The sequence below is a fragment of the Mucilaginibacter sp. L3T2-6 genome (assembly GCF_030519355.1).
Lineage (GTDB): Bacteria > Bacteroidota > Bacteroidia > Sphingobacteriales > Sphingobacteriaceae > Mucilaginibacter.
On the sequence record NZ_JAUMKC010000034.1, the window covers coordinates 1 to 17075 of the forward strand.

Below are 17075 nucleotides of genomic sequence, written 5' to 3' on the forward strand. Positions count from 1 at the left end.
AAAACGATAACTCGCCCAAACAAGAAAATATCCCTAAAATGAAAAAGACCGCATCACTTTATTTGTGATACGGCCTCTATACGTTTAATGATATATTATACTTATATAACTTTTACATTTACCGCGTTTAAGCCTTTTCTTCCATTTTCAACCTCAAATTCCACGCTGTCGTTTTCGCGGATCTGGTCGATAAGGCCTGATGAATGAACAAATACGTCCTGGCCACCTGCAGCAGGTGTAATAAAACCAAAACCTTTTGTTTCATTAAAAAATTTAACTGTTCCTTCTTTTTGCATTATTTAATTTATTAAAGGGGGCAAGGTAGGTATAATAATCGGTAAACCAAGCTTTTATTTTTTGTGTAAGCGTAAACTAAGGTTGCATTTAAAAGCAAAAACCCCGGTTAGTGTATAAATGAAAAAAAAAGCCGTTTGACAAACGCCAAACGGGCTTTGCTAAATATTAATTAATCACACAAATCGCCCCAGCGCGTAATCGTTAATTATTTAGCGACATTTTACTTATCTCAATAAAACCTATGTCTCTGTTTTAACTGACCTGTGTTGTTATAATAAATACGTGTAATGAGGCCGGGCGGATTTATGATGTGCGGTTTATTATTTTATTTTTGCCGCCTGTTGCCGTATTGATATATGTAACGCGGCGGCTGACGACAATTTTTACAAATGAAGGCTTTTATTTTCGACCTTAATGGCACCATGATAGATGATATGACCTATCATACCAAAGCATGGCAAACACTTTTAAATGATGAGCTTGGCGGCAATTTTACCTGGGAGGAAGTAAAACCGCAGATGTACGGCAAGAATCCGGAGGTACTGGTGCGGATGTTCGGTCCGGATCGTTTTACGTTGGATGAAATGAACCGGCTCTCGCTGGAAAAGGAAAGAAAATACCAGCTTGAATTTTTGCCCCATTTGAAATTATTGCCGGGTCTGGATGAATTTCTGCAAAGGGCACATCAGCAGGGCATACCAATGGCTATCGGCTCGGCAGCTATCCCCTTTAACATTGATTTTGTGCTGGATAACCTGAATATCCGTCATTATTTTAAGGCGATAGTAAGCGCCGATGATGTAGTGCTGAGCAAACCCCATCCCGAGACCTATTTAAAGGCAGCGGAAATATTGAGGGTAACACCAGCAGATTGCATCGTATTTGAGGATGTGCCCAAAGGAGCAGAGGCCGCCGCAAATGCAGGGATGAAGGCGGTGATACTTACCACTACTCACGAAAAGCATGAGTTTGGCTATCTGCACAATGTATTAACCTTTGCAGGTGATTTTGAGGATCCTACCGTAAAAGAATTGCTGGACCTCTAAAATTTATGTGAGCGTTAATACTGACAAACAATAAATCAGGTTATTAGTTAAACCAGTTGTCGGGTATTTTCTTTGCTATGCGTGACACTGCAAAAAGACCAATCATCCGCCTATGAACATCAAAAGATTTCTACCATTAGTTGCCTTCGCTTTTTCATTTGCATCCTGTTCGCATGTTTACACGCCGGCGCTTTATCACCAGGATATTGCTTATCAGCCTAAACCCGCGTCGTTCGACACCGCGAAAACATTGACTTATGTTTCAGCCGGAGTTGGCGGTTACAACAATACCAATTACAATGATTTTTTGGTAAGCGGGCAGTTAAACCTAAGCCAGGGCCACGTTTTTGATAACTTTAACATAGCCTATGGCGGATTTTTGGTTTTGGGCGATTACCAGAACGGCTCAAGCGATAAAACACAGCCTAACTATTTTAGCGACAAGTTTTTCGGTGCTGTTGGCGGACGGTTCTCTATGAATGCTTTCGTTACTTCGGGCAATGTCGATTTCAGGTTTATTGGTATGGAAATGGCCTACAGTCATGAGTTTGGCGATTACGCCACCTTCAGGAAGTCTATTGACAGGCAGGGCGGCTATTATGTTGACCCGCGTACCGATTTATTTTCTATCGGGCTAACTACCGAGGTGCTCTTTCACAACCGCAACGATAATACCTTTCAGCATGGCATACGCGGTTTTTTAGGCACAACGTTAGGTCACAATAAACTCGACGACACGTATTATACCGATAATACTGCGACGGACAAGATGTTCCGTAAGATATTCCCTAAGGCAAGTTATTTTATCACCTTTAAAAACTATTTCGGCACGTTTGAAGTGGGAAGCAATGTTTTTGTAAGGTTCGGGTATAAGTTTTAAATTTATTCCGTTTTGCCTCCCGCCAAACCCCATAATATCGATTGGATAAGTAACATCCGGCTGGTTGCGCTGTATGCCGTTATCATCCTGCATGTTACTTCCCAGCCATTGATGCAATATGGCAAGGTACCGATGAGCGATTGGTGGGTGGCCGACTTTTTCAATGCCATAGTCCGCTTTGCCGTACCTGTTTTTGTAATGGTTACCGGCGCCTTGCTATTACACCGTGAATACCAGATAGGTTCTTTCCTTAAAAAAAGACTGATAAGGGTTGTTATCCCGTTTATTTTCTGGAGCTTGGTTTATGTAGGCTATTCCTGGTATAACGAGGACATAACATTTACCGATGATGCATGGCGGAATATTGTCATGGTGCTTCGCTTGCTCAAAACGGGCAGCGCTTATCATCTGTGGTACGTTTATATGCTCATCGGGCTTTACTTCTTTATCCCGGTTATTGGCAAGTTTGTGCGTAATGCGTCTGAAAGAGAAATACTTTATTTTTTAGCGGTTTGGTTTGTGGTTATACTGTTATCACAACCTTATTTATTGCGATATAATCCATCTGTAGATATGCATTATTTTGCCGGGTTTGCAGGCTATCTGGTGTTGGGGCATTATCTTGCTTTTAAAGATTTCGCGGTCAAACGCCTGCAATTGTGGATGGTATTGCTTTTTGCGGCAAGCGTTGGGCTGATTGCCCTTGGTTCACGTCTTTTAGCCGGTGGCAGCGCATGGCCGGGGACTATGTTTTATGAGCCGGTTAGTCCGCTGGTAGTACTGTTATCGGGCAGCGCTTTTATGGCATTTAAGCTATCGAAGAGCACGCTGTCGCCGGGTATAAAGCGCGTTCGCGATTTTGCGGGGAATTTTAATTATGGTATTTATCTGGCTCATGCCCTGATACTTTTTTTGCTTGATGATTTACTGGGCATCAACTATAAACTCTGTACGCCGGTTGTTTCCATCCCTTTAACCGCGCTGATTTGTTTGTTAATTACCCTGGCCCTGGTTTGGGTGGTGAATAAGATTCCGCTTGTTGGGAGATGGATATCGGGATGATACGAACAAGCTGTAACTGTCACACTGTTTCAGTAAGAAGAATGGGACAGGCATGACAGGCGTGACAATTCCTAAAGCAGCGTATAATGATGTAATAAATAATGCAGGAATGGTACTATTTGTCACAGTTGTCACACTGTTTCAGTTCCGGTAATGTGACAGATGAGACAGGTCAACAAGACTATTCAATACATATTTTTTATTTAACAGTACAGTCCACTGTTACAAGTGTCACAGCTGTCACGGTGTTTCAGTATAAATAGTGTGACAGTGTGATAATGCCGTGGTTATTTAGGTAAAATATTAATATAAATTATAATATATATATATTAAATATAAATGATCTAAGCAATGTTATTCTTCTGAGAAAATCTTAGGAGCTTTTGTTGATTGTCACACTGTCACACAAAACATGTAGTGACAACTGTGACAGCCGTGACAAGCCGCTTTAAACAAAATCCCTGATAATTAGTATTTTTTTTGGAGATTTGCGCCTTGCAAACCCTGCTCATTTTATTTGGATGAAGAAACTTACCGAAGGCAATGCGGCGCGTTACACCGTTGCCATAATCATCATTACATTTTTTATCCGTTGCCTTATTGCCGCCTACACTGGCCTCGGTATCGGCGAATCGTACTATTATCGTGGCGCACTTAACTTTGATTTAAGCTATTTCGACCAGCCGCCTCTGTTCTTCTGGCTGAGTGGCATCAGCGTAAAAATATTCGGCTTAACCAATTTTGGATTGCGTTTTCCGGCAGTGCTGCTGTTTACAGGCACAAGCTGGCTGCTTTTTCTCATCACCAAAAGAATGTTTACAGCAAAGGGCGGCTTTTGGGCGGTCGCTTTGTTTAACCTGAGCGCTGTATTTACCATATCGGTTGGCTGCTGGTTCCAGCCCGACGCTCCCTTAATGTTCTTCTGGCTGCTGGCTACTTACTATATCGTACAACTAATGGTTGCGCCGGGCACAGAAAAATCCGAGGTGACCCGCAATACCCGCAGAACATGGCTCCTTTGGCTGGCAGTTGGCGTTAGCATGGGTTTTGCCACATTAAGTAAATACCATGTGCTGTTCTTGTTCGCCGGGGTATTTATGTATGTGGCTACCAATAAAAGCCAACGGCACTGGCTGCGCCACCCGGGGCCGTATATCGCGGTACTGATCACCATTATTATGGCATCGCCTATTCTTTGGTGGAATGCCCATAACGGATGGGTGTCATTCGTTTTCCAGGGCTCAAGGGCCGGGGCAGGCGAACATTTTAAATTACACCCTGATTGGTTTTTCCGCAGCATCGGCGGACAGGCAGCAGTAATATTGCCGTGGATATGGTTTCCCATCGTACGGCAGCTATTTATATCTTACAAACTGCGCAAACAGCTGCTGGCTTACAGTTTTAGCTTTTGGATGGCGGTATTGCCAATCGTGTTTTTTACGGTAGTTACTTTATGGTCGGATCTGCAGTTTCACTTCCACTGGCAGGCCCCAGGCTATATGATGCTGTTTATACCGCTGGGTTTCGCGACAGACAAATGCGTGAGCACTGAAGGAGCAGGATCGCGCCTGACAAGAAGGTGGGTACGGTTTTCTTTTTATTTTACCGTAATCACCATTGGCGTGCTCGGTACACACATGGTTACAGGCTTCTGGCAATCATACGGCCCGAAATGGATAGTCAATAAATTGCACGGCGATAATAACGACCCAACTATACAAGGTGTGGATTATACCGATATATTAAAAAGATTTGATAAAGAGGGCTGGACGAATAATCCGGTTGTTTTTGCCGGAAGCCCGCGCTGGTGGCTGATGGGTAAGGTGGATTGGGCCCTTAAAGGCAAAAAAGACATCGTGGTTTTCAATAGCGATCCGCGTAACCTCGCTTTCCTGGTCGACCCTAAAAAACTGCTTGGTAAGGATGCGGTGATCATTAGCGACCATGAGGAGCAGGATGTAAAGAAAGATGCGACACCGTTTTTCGACAGCATTAAGCAATTACCGGACATCTCCATCATTCGCAGTGGTATTGTAGAATACAAGCTGCAGGTATTTTATGGCAGGAATTTTCACCTGCCCGCAGAAAAGCGCATGGACTTACCCGTTTACAGGCAATTGTTAGGTTTGCCGCCGTTCGGGAATTAATAAGCGCTTTTTTAGCATCGGGCGTACTTCGCAAACAGCTGTTACAAAATTCACTACTAAAACAAAGATACTTGTTATAACCCCTGATGAATTTATTTAGGTACTGCACTTTTGAATTCCGGAAAACTCCTGTTAAAAATGCTTGTCATTCGTTTCGGTTCCTGAATTTGGTATTTTTTTTCTTTCTATTTCCATTTGCATCGTCAGCACAAAACCCCGGTATTATTCCGTTGCCTAAAACTTACACGCTAAGTGATGGCAAGTTTATGTTAGGCAACAACGCCATCATCGGCATGAATAATGCGTCGTTGCTCCCTCAGGCAAATTACCTGCAAACGGAACTGCAAAAGTCTGCCGGAATTGCTATTGCAGCCGACCAGGCTGAGGGAAAGGCGACGATTGACCTACAATTGGTTAAGCGGGATGAATTGCCCGGCTCCTACATTCTTAAAATAGCACCGGAAAGAATAACCATCGCTTCGGCAAGCAATGAGGGGATATTTTACGGGCTGGTATCGTTATTACAAATGGTACGGACGGCTTCGTCAGCAAGTGTTTTGCAACTACAGGCCTGTGAGATCACTGATAGTCCGCGGTTTCAATGGCGTGGTTTTATGCTGGATGAATCGAGACATTTTTTTGGTAAAGAAAAGGTAAAACAATTGTTGGATTGGATGGCTTTTTACAAGCTTAACAAATTTCACTGGCACCTTACGGACGTGGACGGCTGGCGGATAGAAATCAAAAAATATCCAAAGCTTACGACCGTTGGGGGCATCGGCAATAAAACGGACACGCTGGCCGAAGCGAAATTTTATACCCAGGCCGAAATAAAGGAAATTGTGGATTATGCCGCAGCCAGGTTTATCACCGTGATACCTGAAATTGACATGCCTGGCCATGCTACTGCCGCCAATAAAGCTTACCCCGAATACAGCGGCGGCAGTATAGCCAAATATCCAAATTTTACCTTCGATCCATCCAATGAAAATACTTATCAATTCCTGTCTGATATATTAAAGGAAACTAATTCTTTATTTCCATCGGGTATGATTCACCTGGGCGGTGATGAGGTTGCTTTAGGCATGCAGGCCTGGGCAGGCAGGCCGTCGATTATGGAGATGATGGCGAAGAATAATTTTACCTCGCTTGCCGACCTGGAACATTACTTTTTTCGCCGGATGACGGATTCTGTCCTTAGGATGGGTGATAAGATATTATGTTGGGACGAAGCTGCCGAGAGTGATCTGCCGGCTGGTAAAACCATCGTATTTTGGTGGAGACAGAATGTGCCATCACAATTAAAACTGGCGCTCGACAAAAAATACCAGGTGGTGCTATGCCCAAGGCTGCCATTTTATTTTGATTTTGTGGAGGACAAAAGCCATGTGTCGGGCCGGAGGTGGAGCGGCGGAACTTTCAACAGTGTGAGCAGCGTTTATAATTTTCCTTACCGGGAATTCCCCCGGGATGAGCTGAACTCTAAGCTGGTGCTGGGGATACAGGCCAATGTCTGGACGGAACTGATCGGTTCTCCCAGGCGGCTTGACTTTATGACGTTCCCCCGTATGGCAGCCCTTGCAGAGGCGGCGTGGACAGATTCGGCAAGAAAAGACGAGGCATCCTTCAACGAGCGGCTGAAGGCAAATTTCCCTTTGTACGATAAAGACAATATCTATTACTATAATCCTTTCGACCCGGGCGCGCACCCGGAGGCAATTGATTTTGCGCCAAAACCCGTCTTTAAGGCAGAGAGGTACAGCCGCCACAGCCGCATAAAGAAATCAAAGAGGCATCATAGCAAAGAGCATACAGGCAAAGCCCGTTCAAAAAAATCTCATGTAAAACCTGCACGAAAGAAACGAAAGCATGGCTGATAGGCAAATATCCGCTTACGATGTGCATAAATTTCATTAACCTTTTGGTGTGCAATACCGTTAAATTTAACCGCCGGTAAAAACAGGCCGGCCATGTTAATTTGAAAACCGTACTTCAATTCTTTTTTGCATCAATTGTTTGTCTGTTTGCGTTTATAGCTAACGTGCAAGGGCAGGCCGAACTTCAGCCATGGGGAAATATTACCGGTATTCGCAGCCATGGGCAGCTTTTTAATTTTGAGTCAAGCTTAAGAATTGTCAGCACCGACCGCAAGCATGTGACATCCACAGCTAAAGAAAAACAACAGCCGCATTACCGGCGTGTCAACGATGACGAGCAGGAGGTGACCAGCTGGATTGATAGCTTGTATTTTAAAGAGAATGTACGGGAAGATGGCAGCGGCAAGATAAAGATTACAGTAAATATAACATCCCATAAAGACACTACCCTGCAAGGTATTTACTTCTGCGTAGCGCTGCCGCACGAAATGCTGAATGCCGGATTGCGCTATAAAGATGGTGATAAGTCCGAATTTGAAAACTTTACTAAAGCCGCCGGCCCTGAATTTGACGATAATGCCAAAGAAATTGAATTTGAAACCAGCGATCGTAAGCTGAGTGTGAAGCCGGAGGAAAAGTCACTGATAATGGTACGGACGGATAGCACAGGGGGTGGGCCACGAATTATGCTGTTTATCCCCATAAACTTAGGCGGTGTAAAAACAGGTGAAATGATTGAAAAATCATTTGCTGTTAAGGTTTCCGGCGATATAGATAAATCTCCTGCGAATATCACGCTAAATACCAATACCCGGGGCAGGGCTTTTGAGGGCCTTGGCGGCAATTTTCGCCTGCAGAATCCCACGGCAGATCCGCAGGTTATCGACTATTCGCTAAAAAATCTTCGTCTCGCCTGGGGCAGGGTAGAAATGCCCTGGCGATTCTGGCAGCCAGGGATTAATATTGATCCTACTGCGGTTGCTGATTCCGGAAAAGCGCATCCTGCTGTTCTAAAAGCGATGGAAATGGCGCACCGGTTAGACAGTTTGGGAATCCCGGTTATCTTATCGGCCTGGTTTCCGCCGCAGTGGGCAGCCGAAGGTACGCTGAATATGCGCCCCGTGAATGGTATCTGGGGCAATAAACTCAATAAAGATAATATGGATGCGATCTACAAATCGATTGCTGATTACATCATCTACTTAAAAAATAAATATGGTGTACAGGTAAAGCTGTTTTCTTTCAATGAGTCTGATCTGGGAATTAACGTTAGAGTAACGGCCGAAGAGCACGATGAATTTATAAAAGGATGCGGCGCTTATTTTGCCGCACACGGCCTGCAGACTAAAATGCTGCTGGGCGATAATTCTGATGCCAATACCTATAAATTCATTTACCCTGCTTTGAATGACCCGGATGCGAAGCAATACATTGGGGCTATATCTTTCCACTCGTGGCGTGGCTGGGACACGGAAACGCTGAAAAAATGGGCCGATGCAGCAACAAAACTCAATGTGCCATTGCTGGTAGGAGAGGGGAGCATTGATGCAGCGGCCTGGGGCTATCCGGATATTTTCCAGGAGCAGACTTATGCCCTGGAAGAAATTAACCTATATACCCGGATATTAGCGATTTGTCAACCCGCATCTATCCTGCAATGGCAGTTGACGGCTGATTATTCTCCACTGATAGGCGGCGGTATTTTTGGCAACGACGAACCGTTGCATCCCGGTCAGCGGTTTTACAATTTAAAGCAATTATCCATCACACCTAAGGGATTGTACGCCATGCCGGTAAGCTGCGATAAGCCGGATCTATCCTGTGCCGCTATGGGCGACAACGGGAAAAACAGCTATGCGCTCCACATCGTTAACAATGGGGGTAAACGCAAAGTTGTTCTGCATGGCCTGCCTGCATCAGTAAAACGGATGGACGTTTACAGCACCAGTAAAGACGCCTACATGAAACAGTCTGAAATAAAAGTTAACGGAGGTATAGCAGCGTTTAACCTGCCGGAAACATGCTATACCACTTTGATAAGTAAATAAATTAAGCAGGGAGTCCGGGTCTGATTTTTCTGCGGCTTAAGACTCCCGGCCAAAGGCTGATCAAGGATTCTCGACACTCGTATCCTGGGCAAGGGTGGCATCGTCGGGTGTTCCGGCAAGCTCATTGTCAAGCACATATAAGGCGTCGTTATCCGCACTAGCTCCGCCGGCCTTTTTGATCTTCGCCAACAGGTCGAGCGCCATAGTTTCTTCTTCAGTCTGCTCTTTTACAAACCACTGCATGAAATTCCAGGTAGCCCAGTCTTTTTCGGCAAGGCTCATATCAACTATACCATATATCCTGGTAGTATTCTCCACTTCCGATTGAAATATGCGCTCAAAGCAATCGTTAACACTTAACGGGTCGGGGCCTGGCGCAGGTATTTCAGTAACAACCACTTTTCCGCCCCTTTTTAATATATACTCCAGGAACTTCATCATGTGGTTACGTTCCTCGTTTGAGTGCCGGAACAGGAAATTGGCAATACCATCGTAGCCCTTGTCGCTTGCCCAGGCTGCATAGCTCAAATATATCTGTGCGTTGTGGGCCTCGTTGGTCATCTGGTCGTTAAGGGCCCTGGCCAGGGTATCGGAAAGTCGGTTAGTATTCATAGGTTAAAATGTTTTATGCATAAAACCAATCCATCCCCAAAAAGTTTACTTATCCGGTTGATATTATTTGTAGGAAGAGATATGACCGGTTTTTATAGTAAGCATAAATGATGATCCCATGCTGATTTTTACACTCTTGTTTTGCAACATAGCTTTAACGGCATCATCAGCTTTCAGGGCGTCTACTAAATCCCGTGCTGCCCCTGTACCTGCTACATTGTTTACCACCTTACCATCTTCCAAAAGCACACTGAATGTGTTACCAGAAGCCTGACGGCCACCGGCCAATTCAAAATCAATGGCGTTTAACTTAAATTGCTGGTCTGCTCTTTCGGCAAGGCTCTTTTTTATATGCAGGCGAATTACCGGCATGTATTTTTTCCAGGTAGCTAAATATTTGCTGTTTTCCATAAGATGTCGCTGAATTGTTTAATAGTTAACAAATGTAAGGTTTATTTATGCCGATTGCCGGCTTCATTCAACAGAAAACAGATTATGGCGCAAATTGTATAGTATAATGGCGCGTTTACACCCGGCAATTGCGCTTAGTGCAGTTTATCTTTGATATAAAAACTGAAGAGATTAATGACAAGTCCAGCCAAGACTTTAAGGACCTGCAGCAACGGCCATAAATATTATAAAAGCACTGCTTGCCCAACATGCCCGATTTGCGAGCAGGCACAGAAACCTGAAAGTGGCTTTCTGTCATTATTAGGAGCGCCAGCCCGGCGTGCGCTGGAAAATCGGGGAATAACAGCTTTGCAGAAATTGTCGGAATTTACTGAAAAGGAAATCCTCTCGCTGCACGGAATGGGCCCTTCAACGATGCCTAAGTTAAGGGAGGCTTTGGCAGCGCAGGGATTATCCTTTAAGCCAAGAGGTAAATAATTACATCTGTTTATAAATCATCTATATATTATGAAATACGCAAAAACGTTCAGTAGCTTTTCTGTAAACGACTTACAAAAAGCAAAAGAGTTTTATACCAATACTCTCGGCGTCGAGGCGACGGAAAACGCAATGGGTATCCTGGACCTTAAGCTACCGGGAGGCAATGCCGTAATTATCTACCCAAAGCCAAACCACGAGCCTGCAAATTTTACAGTTCTCAATTTTGCTGTTGAGGATTTAGACAAGGCCGTAGATGAACTAACCGCGGCCGGTGTAAAATTTGAACAATATAATTTCGGCGAAATGAAAACCGACGAAAAGGGAATTATGCGCGGCAATGGACATGGCCCTGATATCGCCTGGTTTAAAGACCCTGCGGGGAATATATTATCGGTGCTGAAAGGGTGATAATTTATTTAATGTACCGTCTCCGGAACATCATATTTTACAATCGCTGACGATGTTAAGTAAAACATTGATACTTTGCATTAAGGTATTATGGAAGCGATTTACGATTCAATCGGCACAAATTATAACTCAACCCGGCGGGCTGACCCATATATCGTCAGTCGTCTGCTTCATTTTCTAAATTCCAATAAAAATGGTCACTATCTTGATATCGGTTGCGGAACAGGTAACTATACTATCGCATTAGCAGACACTGGCTTGCTTCTTGTGGGGATTGAGCCATCGGTTCAGATGCTTAGTGAGGGGAGAGCCAAGCGTAAAGAAATATGGTGGACGCAGGGATTTGCCGAACAAATACTTATCGATAATGAAAGTTTCGACGGCGTAATAGCTACACTAACTATCCATCATTGGACGGATATTTATAAAGGATTTAAGGAAGTTGCGCGGGTGTTAAAGCCGGGCAGACGGTTCGTGTTATTCACGGCTACTCCGGCGCAAATGAAAGGATACTGGCTTAATCATTATTTTCCGGAAATGCTTAGGGCGTCTATCGCCAAAATGCCGTCGCTTGAGTTGATAACCGATGCATTAAGCAGTGCTGGGTTCGGTGTTCCAATTACCGAAAAATATTTTATTCAAGATGATTTACAGGACAACTTTTTATACTCCGGTAAAAATAATCCGCGTATGTATTTGGATGAAACAACTAGAAAAGGGATATCATCGTTCGCGGCATTACCTAATGAGGCCGAAGTCATTAAAGGTTTGGAAACGTTACAGGATGACTTGAAATCTGGAAAATTTGAGTCGCTAAAAAACAGGTATGATAATTCAAATGGCGATTATCTGTTCATTATCGCTCAAAAGTTGTAATATCAGCCTATAACACCGAATTTGCCGCCTGGATGATGCTCTTAACCCTTTCCACGCCGGTTACATCAACAGCATACTCATCGCCTACGCTATCGCCCATCACAATATGATCGTTTTTATATTCCATTTTGCTGGACAAGTGCACGCGCGCTGATGAATGCACCTCGGTAACGCCGGTAAATCGCACCAGGTCTGCTACGTTGTTTTCATTCACACCGCTGCCCGGCATTATTTTTATACGGCCGGCTGCCTTGCTTACCAAACGGGCAATATTGCTGGCGCCTTCCATGGCAGTGCTTTTCCCGCCCGAAGTTAAAATTCGTTCGCAGCCCATGTCAATAATTTCTTCCATGGCGGTAAACAGGTCGGCGCACATATCAAAAGCCCTGTGAAAGGTGACGCCCAAACCCCATTGCCGGGCCAGGTTTATCATTTCGGCACAGCGTTTTCTGTCAATGGTGCCATCCGGGTTTAATATTCCTATTACAATACCGTCGCAGCCGGCCTCAATGCAGTAGCGGATATCGGCCATCATTACATTAAACTCAAGGTCGGTATACAGGAAATCACCCCCGCGCGGCCGGATTAAAACATACAATTTAATGTGAAGCAGCTTTCGCGCCATTAGTATCTCACCATAGGATGGGGTAGTGCCCCCTTCAAGCAGATTCTCGCAAAGCTCAACGCGCACAGCACCGCCATCCTGGGCTGCCACAGCCGAGGTTACCGAGTTTGCGCAAACTTCAAGAGAAACAATAGGACTGACCGTTTTATAGTTCATAGATATTTTTCATCGTTTATACCCGGCTCATGGTGAGAAAGAGCATGGGTATATCGAGTGGTAGATGTTAAATTTCCTTTTAACGGAATGTTGAAGAAAATAGTTTCAATTAGTTCCTGAAAGTCCATAGCCGATGGACCATAGCCGATAGTAGTGTTTTATTTTTTACCAAGGACCATGGTGTGTGGCACAATTATCTCTCTCAATAAAAACTTTTACCGGGAATGAGCAAATCCTGCTTTTCGGCATTACATACAGCAAATGAAAAACCTTTTTGGATAGCATAGGCGCCGTATTCGCCCTTTTTGTTGATGGCGAGAAAGCCAACCTGTATGTTTTTGGCAGTATCGGGTTTCTTTTTAATGATGCGATGAACAGCTTCTTTGCAGGCATCCTCGGGCGACATGCCTTGCCGCATCAGTTCCACTACCAGGAAACTGCCAACATTGCGGATCACCTCTTCGCCAACACCGGTTGATGTTGCGCCGCCTACTTCGTTATCAACATACAAGCCGGCGCCAATAATGGGACTGTCGCCAACGCGGCCATGCAGCTTGAACGCCATGCCACTGGTGGTACATGCTCCGGAGAGATTGCCCTTAGCGTCGATGGCCAGCATGCCGATAGTATCGTGATTGTATTGGTTTCCCGGCGCATGCTGTTTGTTTTCGATGTTGATAACCGGCGAGTATTTGGCCGTTTTAAGCCATTCCTTCCATGCCTTTTCGGATTCGGGCGTAAGCAGTTTTTCTTTTTTGAAGCCCTGTTCAACGGCAAATTGGGTAGCGCCGTCGCCAACCAGCATTACGTGCGGTGTTTTTTCCATTACGGCGCGGGCGACAGATATAGGATGTGCTATATATTCTATAGCCCCTACGGATCCACAGTTGCCGAATTCGTCCATTATACAGGCATCAAGAGTAACGTGCCCGTCACGGTCGGGATATCCTGCACGGCCAACAGTGTGATTGTTCATGTCGGCTTCCGGGATACGCACACCAGCCTCAACGGCATCGAGCGCGCGGCCGCCCTTTTCCAGCGTTTTCCAGGCCTCTTTGTTAGCAACAATTCCGAAGTCCCACGTGGATATTACTATGGGAAAACCTGCTGTTGCCGGGGGAGTGGCAGCTCTTGCAATTTTTGATGCAGACAAAGCCGCCAGCGAAGCTCCGGCAGCCGATAATTTTATAAACTTACGGCGGTTATACATAAGCGCTAATATATGAAATAGGTTTGCTTATAGGAATAAAATTACTCTCCGGGTGTTCAATTATTCTTTTATGTCCGGACGCAAATAAAAGATGGGCCAGCGATTAGGTCATACATACCCCTGGGAGGCTTTAAGATGATCATTCAAAATCCTGCAGACAATTGTTACAATGCCAGTTTTTTTGACTGGAGAAAGGATTTATTAAGTTCACAAAAGACTTCAGCATGCCCGTTTCATCTTCATCTTTCACGATGCTGCTTACATTGGTCGACGCACAAAAAGGACAAACCACATAGGTGTTTTCGTCATTATCTATTTCAAAATGGTCGTCCTCGTGCAAATCGCCTTCTGCGGCTAATATTTCACGGCAGCGTCCCAGGTCTTTTTCAAATACTTTCAGTTTAACGCCGCCTACTGCATTATTATAAAGGGGATTTGCACCAATGATATTTTCGTCGGCAATAAAACAGGGGATACCGTTTGCCTCGAGCCGGCTGCGGATAATGTGAGCCAGCATAGGGTCGTAGTAAGATTCAAAGGTTACTATTTTATCATCTCCGTCATCCATTAATGCAAAATAACAATAATAGTACAAAGGTACCACGTTTTTATTTAATTTGGGCCTATGAACCGTATCGACAGGGTTTCCGCCATATTGATCCAGCTGCAATCGCGCAGGGTGGTAAAGGCCAGCGATATTGCCGATAGATTTGGTATTAGTCTGCGCACCGTTTACCGCGATGTAAAAACGCTGGAGGAAGCCGGCATACCGATTATAGGGGAGGCCGGTGTCGGTTATTCTATTGTAGATGGGTATCGCCTTCCGCCGGTGATGTTCACCAGGGAGGAGGCCACCGCTTTTTTAACCGCCGAAAAATTTGTTGAAACGCTTACCGACGCTTCAACCAGGGAACATCACAAATCGGCGATGTACAAAATACGCGCAATATTAAAAACTGCTGAAAAAAATCTGCTGGAGGATATCGACGGTAAGATAGAGGTATTGCGCAGCCACGCCCAGTTAGAAGTAGATAATAAAGACCATATACAAAAGCTTTTGAACAGCATTGCGCAAAAAGCTGTTTTATGCCTTGAATATTTTGCCATTCACAGCCAGGAGCGCACCAGGCGTGAAATTGAGCCGGTTGGGATTTTTTATAAGTCTGGGTTTTGGCACCTTATAGCTTATTGCCATTTGAGGGGCGATTACCGTGATTTCAGAGTCGACCGAATAATCAGCATTGAGCCAACCGGCAAAATCTTCAACAGTAAGCACCCTACGTTAAAAGCATACATCGCCCAGATGGCTAAAGAGCAGGAGTTGGATATGGTTGTAATTCGTGTAAGCAAAAGCATTCACTCCTATTTAGAACATCAAAAGTATTATAGCGGCTTCGTATCAGAAAAAACGGTGGGCAACCAAATTGAAATGACATTCTTAACCGCTTCTATGGAGGGTTTTGCCCGGTGGTTTATGATGTACGGCGATGAGGCCGAAATCATCAGCCCGGAAAGCCTGAAGGACCGCGTAGGACAGATCGCTTCTGCTATAGCTCAAAAAAATCTTCAGTTAACAAATTCCTACTGACATAACGCTGTCATTCGGCCATGCTTGTTTTGTGTTACCAAACTAAACATCATGGAAATAAAAACAATCATTTTATGGGTACTCATTATAGCTTATATAATACCCGGCTTTTTGTTCGGATTTAAAAAGCTAAGCGGTAACGCCGAAGCCACCGGGCATTTTAAACGCTGGGGTTATCCGTTGTGGACTATGCACCTGCTCGGCTTTATAGAAATTGCCTGTGGTGTGCTGCTGCTTTTCGCACAGACGAGGATGTACGGGATCATTGCATACGCTATCATCCTGGCGGGCGCCTTATATACGCATATTAAAGCCCGCGATCCAAAGAATATAAGAATGAAGCCTGTTTTTGTCGGCATGATACTCCTGGGGATTTTCTTATTTACCATTTAACATTAATCTTATGAAATACTGGATCGTGGTGGTCTCGAAGGACCATATAGCCCGAGGCATAGCGGGCGGCTTTATGCAGGCTAATCATGGCAAGAAAGGCCCGCTGAAAAGAATGTCGGCTGATGACGGGCTGATAGTTTACTCACCTAAGCAAACTTATGCCGGTAAGGAAGTTTTGCAGGCATTTACGGCCATCGGACAAGTGGCCGACGACAAAATATACCAGCACAAAATGGCGGAAGATTTTGTGCCCTACCGGCGCAATATTAACTATCATCAATGTAAAGAAATACCGATTGCCCCGCTGATAAGACAGCTTGGTTTTATAACCAATAAAGCCTCATGGGGCTACCAGTTCCGATTCGGCTTTTTCGAGATACCTGAGGCGGATTTTAAATTAATTCATTCGGCAATGGTTGAATAGAAGTTTGGAAAGTCCGAAAGACATGCGTTGTGCTAAACAGGCAACATTACAACTTTTCAACCTTCCAACTAATACAACCACTGCAACATTTACAACTACTAAAACTGGAAACAAGAATATGACAACCGAAACAACAATAACATTCAAAGCCCCTTTGGCCGAAGTTTGGAAAGGGCTTACTGACCCGGCAATTGTAAAGCAATATTTTTTCGGCACTAATTTATCATCCGATTGGATGGTTGGCAGCCCGATTAAATTTACCGGAGAATGGGAGGGGATAAGTTATGAAGATGGCGGAATTATCCTCGATATTTACGTGCCGAAATTTTTAAAATACTCGTACTGGAGCAGTATGAACGGTACTGAGAACAGGCCGGAAAATTACAACAATATCACCTACGAACTTGATGAATGTTGTGATAAAACCATCCTGGTTATCACCCAGGAGGGTATAAAAAACCAGGAAGCAGCCGATCATTCGGAAGAAATGTGGATATCGGTTTTTAACGGGTTGAAAAAAATCATCGAAAAATAA

The 17075-nt window shown here is 44.5% G+C and carries 19 protein-coding genes; 13 read left to right on the forward strand and 6 right to left on the reverse strand.

The window, feature by feature from the left end:
* Positions 1-101: 101 nt before the first annotated feature.
* Positions 102-296, reverse strand: a complete 195-nt coding sequence (locus Q3W13_RS24235) for a cold-shock protein (protein ID WP_302868470.1) — start codon at positions 294-296, stop codon at positions 102-104.
* 390 nt (positions 297-686) lie between these two features.
* On the opposite strand from Q3W13_RS24235, the gene Q3W13_RS24240 reads away from it, so the two are divergent.
* From Q3W13_RS24240 to Q3W13_RS24265, 6 genes are all read left to right on the forward strand, one after another.
* Positions 687-1343: an HAD family phosphatase gene (locus tag Q3W13_RS24240; RefSeq protein ID WP_302868472.1), complete on the forward strand. Its 657-nt coding sequence runs from the start codon at positions 687-689 to the stop codon at positions 1341-1343.
* 112 nt (positions 1344-1455) lie between these two features.
* Positions 1456-2223 carry a hypothetical protein gene (locus tag Q3W13_RS24245; protein ID WP_302868473.1) on the forward strand — a complete coding sequence of 256 codons (768 nt, stop codon included), beginning with the start codon at positions 1456-1458 and terminating at the stop codon, positions 2221-2223.
* 12 nt (positions 2224-2235) lie between these two features.
* On the forward strand, positions 2236-3285 hold the full coding sequence (locus Q3W13_RS24250; RefSeq protein WP_302868475.1) for an acyltransferase: 1050 nt from the start codon (positions 2236-2238) through the stop codon (positions 3283-3285).
* A gap of 521 nt (positions 3286-3806) precedes the next feature.
* Positions 3807-5432, forward strand: a complete 1626-nt coding sequence (locus Q3W13_RS24255; RefSeq protein ID WP_302868476.1) for a glycosyltransferase family 39 protein — start codon at positions 3807-3809, stop codon at positions 5430-5432.
* Between the two features lie 86 nt (positions 5433-5518).
* The gene (locus Q3W13_RS24260) at positions 5519-7309 is read left to right on the forward strand and encodes a beta-N-acetylhexosaminidase (protein WP_302868478.1); all 1791 of its coding nucleotides are present in this window, start codon (positions 5519-5521) and stop codon (positions 7307-7309) included.
* Between the two features lie 101 nt (positions 7310-7410).
* Positions 7411-9357, forward strand: coding sequence for a hypothetical protein (locus Q3W13_RS24265; protein WP_302868480.1), 1947 nt, complete (start codon positions 7411-7413; stop codon positions 9355-9357).
* A gap of 60 nt (positions 9358-9417) precedes the next feature.
* Here Q3W13_RS24265 and Q3W13_RS24270 read toward each other — a convergent pair whose 3' ends face one another.
* Both Q3W13_RS24270 and Q3W13_RS24275 read right to left on the reverse strand, forming a co-directional pair.
* Positions 9418-9969, reverse strand: a complete 552-nt coding sequence (locus tag Q3W13_RS24270) for a ferritin (RefSeq protein WP_302868482.1) — start codon at positions 9967-9969, stop codon at positions 9418-9420.
* 63 nt (positions 9970-10032) lie between these two features.
* Positions 10033-10380, reverse strand: coding sequence for a hypothetical protein (locus Q3W13_RS24275; protein ID WP_302868483.1), 348 nt, complete (start codon positions 10378-10380; stop codon positions 10033-10035).
* 174 nt (positions 10381-10554) lie between these two features.
* Between Q3W13_RS24275 and Q3W13_RS24280 the strand changes: the two genes are divergently transcribed.
* From Q3W13_RS24280 to Q3W13_RS24290, 3 genes are all read left to right on the forward strand, one after another.
* Positions 10555-10857, forward strand: a complete 303-nt coding sequence (locus Q3W13_RS24280) for an RNA polymerase alpha subunit C-terminal domain-containing protein (protein WP_302868485.1) — start codon at positions 10555-10557, stop codon at positions 10855-10857.
* 30 nt (positions 10858-10887) lie between these two features.
* Positions 10888-11268 (forward strand): VOC family protein, encoded by a 381-nt coding sequence (locus Q3W13_RS24285; protein WP_302868486.1) that lies wholly within the window; start codon positions 10888-10890, stop codon positions 11266-11268.
* A gap of 90 nt (positions 11269-11358) precedes the next feature.
* Positions 11359-12144 (forward strand): class I SAM-dependent methyltransferase, encoded by a 786-nt coding sequence (locus tag Q3W13_RS24290; RefSeq protein WP_302868487.1) that lies wholly within the window; start codon positions 11359-11361, stop codon positions 12142-12144.
* Positions 12145-12151: 7 nt separating this feature from the next.
* Here Q3W13_RS24290 and Q3W13_RS24295 read toward each other — a convergent pair whose 3' ends face one another.
* The 3 genes from Q3W13_RS24295 to Q3W13_RS24305 form a co-directional block, all read right to left on the reverse strand.
* Positions 12152-12925 (reverse strand): copper homeostasis protein CutC, encoded by a 774-nt coding sequence (locus tag Q3W13_RS24295; RefSeq protein WP_302868489.1) that lies wholly within the window; start codon positions 12923-12925, stop codon positions 12152-12154.
* A 202-nt stretch (positions 12926-13127) separates the two neighbouring features.
* Positions 13128-14135: a N(4)-(beta-N-acetylglucosaminyl)-L-asparaginase gene (locus Q3W13_RS24300; protein ID WP_302868491.1), complete on the reverse strand. Its 1008-nt coding sequence runs from the start codon at positions 14133-14135 to the stop codon at positions 13128-13130.
* Positions 14136-14274: 139 nt separating this feature from the next.
* The gene (locus Q3W13_RS24305) at positions 14275-14703 is read right to left on the reverse strand and encodes a DUF2007 domain-containing protein (RefSeq protein ID WP_302868493.1); all 429 of its coding nucleotides are present in this window, start codon (positions 14701-14703) and stop codon (positions 14275-14277) included.
* Between the two features lie 57 nt (positions 14704-14760).
* Here Q3W13_RS24305 and Q3W13_RS24310 point away from each other — a divergent pair, with 57 nt between their 5' ends.
* From Q3W13_RS24310 to Q3W13_RS24325, 4 genes are all read left to right on the forward strand, one after another.
* Positions 14761-15723: a YafY family protein gene (locus Q3W13_RS24310; RefSeq protein WP_302868495.1), complete on the forward strand. Its 963-nt coding sequence runs from the start codon at positions 14761-14763 to the stop codon at positions 15721-15723.
* Positions 15724-15774: 51 nt separating this feature from the next.
* Entirely contained in the window at positions 15775-16116 is a 342-nt protein-coding gene (locus Q3W13_RS24315; RefSeq protein WP_302868497.1) for a DoxX family protein, read from the forward strand.
* Positions 16117-16126: 10 nt separating this feature from the next.
* Entirely contained in the window at positions 16127-16540 is a 414-nt protein-coding gene (locus Q3W13_RS24320) for an EVE domain-containing protein (protein ID WP_302868499.1), read from the forward strand.
* Between the two features lie 118 nt (positions 16541-16658).
* The gene (locus Q3W13_RS24325; RefSeq protein ID WP_302868501.1) at positions 16659-17075 is read left to right on the forward strand and encodes an SRPBCC family protein; all 417 of its coding nucleotides are present in this window, start codon (positions 16659-16661) and stop codon (positions 17073-17075) included.

Bases quoted from the DNA above. Each gene is read 5' to 3' on its own strand.
- Q3W13_RS24235 (WP_302868470.1), bottom strand. From the start codon at position 296: ATGCAAAAAGAAGGAACAGTTAAATTTTTTAATGAAACAAAAGGTTTT.
- Q3W13_RS24290 (WP_302868487.1), top strand. From the start codon at position 11,359: ATGGAAGCGATTTACGATTCAATCGGCACAAATTATAACTCAACCCGG.
- Q3W13_RS24275 (WP_302868483.1), bottom strand. From the start codon at position 10,380: ATGGAAAACAGCAAATATTTAGCTACCTGGAAAAAATACATGCCGGTA.
- Q3W13_RS24315 (WP_302868497.1), top strand. From the start codon at position 15,775: ATGGAAATAAAAACAATCATTTTATGGGTACTCATTATAGCTTATATA.
- Q3W13_RS24260 (WP_302868478.1), top strand. From the start codon at position 5,519: ATGAATTTATTTAGGTACTGCACTTTTGAATTCCGGAAAACTCCTGTT.
- Q3W13_RS24285 (WP_302868486.1), top strand. From the start codon at position 10,888: ATGAAATACGCAAAAACGTTCAGTAGCTTTTCTGTAAACGACTTACAA.
- Q3W13_RS24255 (WP_302868476.1), top strand. From the start codon at position 3,807: ATGAAGAAACTTACCGAAGGCAATGCGGCGCGTTACACCGTTGCCATA.
- Q3W13_RS24320 (WP_302868499.1), top strand. From the start codon at position 16,127: ATGAAATACTGGATCGTGGTGGTCTCGAAGGACCATATAGCCCGAGGC.
- Q3W13_RS24300 (WP_302868491.1), bottom strand. From the start codon at position 14,135: ATGTATAACCGCCGTAAGTTTATAAAATTATCGGCTGCCGGAGCTTCG.
- Q3W13_RS24245 (WP_302868473.1), top strand. From the start codon at position 1,456: ATGAACATCAAAAGATTTCTACCATTAGTTGCCTTCGCTTTTTCATTT.
- Q3W13_RS24310 (WP_302868495.1), top strand. From the start codon at position 14,761: ATGAACCGTATCGACAGGGTTTCCGCCATATTGATCCAGCTGCAATCG.
- Q3W13_RS24270 (WP_302868482.1), bottom strand. From the start codon at position 9,969: ATGAATACTAACCGACTTTCCGATACCCTGGCCAGGGCCCTTAACGAC.
- Q3W13_RS24305 (WP_302868493.1), bottom strand. From the start codon at position 14,703: ATGGATGACGGAGATGATAAAATAGTAACCTTTGAATCTTACTACGAC.
- Q3W13_RS24295 (WP_302868489.1), bottom strand. From the start codon at position 12,925: ATGAACTATAAAACGGTCAGTCCTATTGTTTCTCTTGAAGTTTGCGCA.
- Q3W13_RS24240 (WP_302868472.1), top strand. From the start codon at position 687: ATGAAGGCTTTTATTTTCGACCTTAATGGCACCATGATAGATGATATG.
- Q3W13_RS24325 (WP_302868501.1), top strand. From the start codon at position 16,659: ATGACAACCGAAACAACAATAACATTCAAAGCCCCTTTGGCCGAAGTT.
- Q3W13_RS24280 (WP_302868485.1), top strand. From the start codon at position 10,555: ATGACAAGTCCAGCCAAGACTTTAAGGACCTGCAGCAACGGCCATAAA.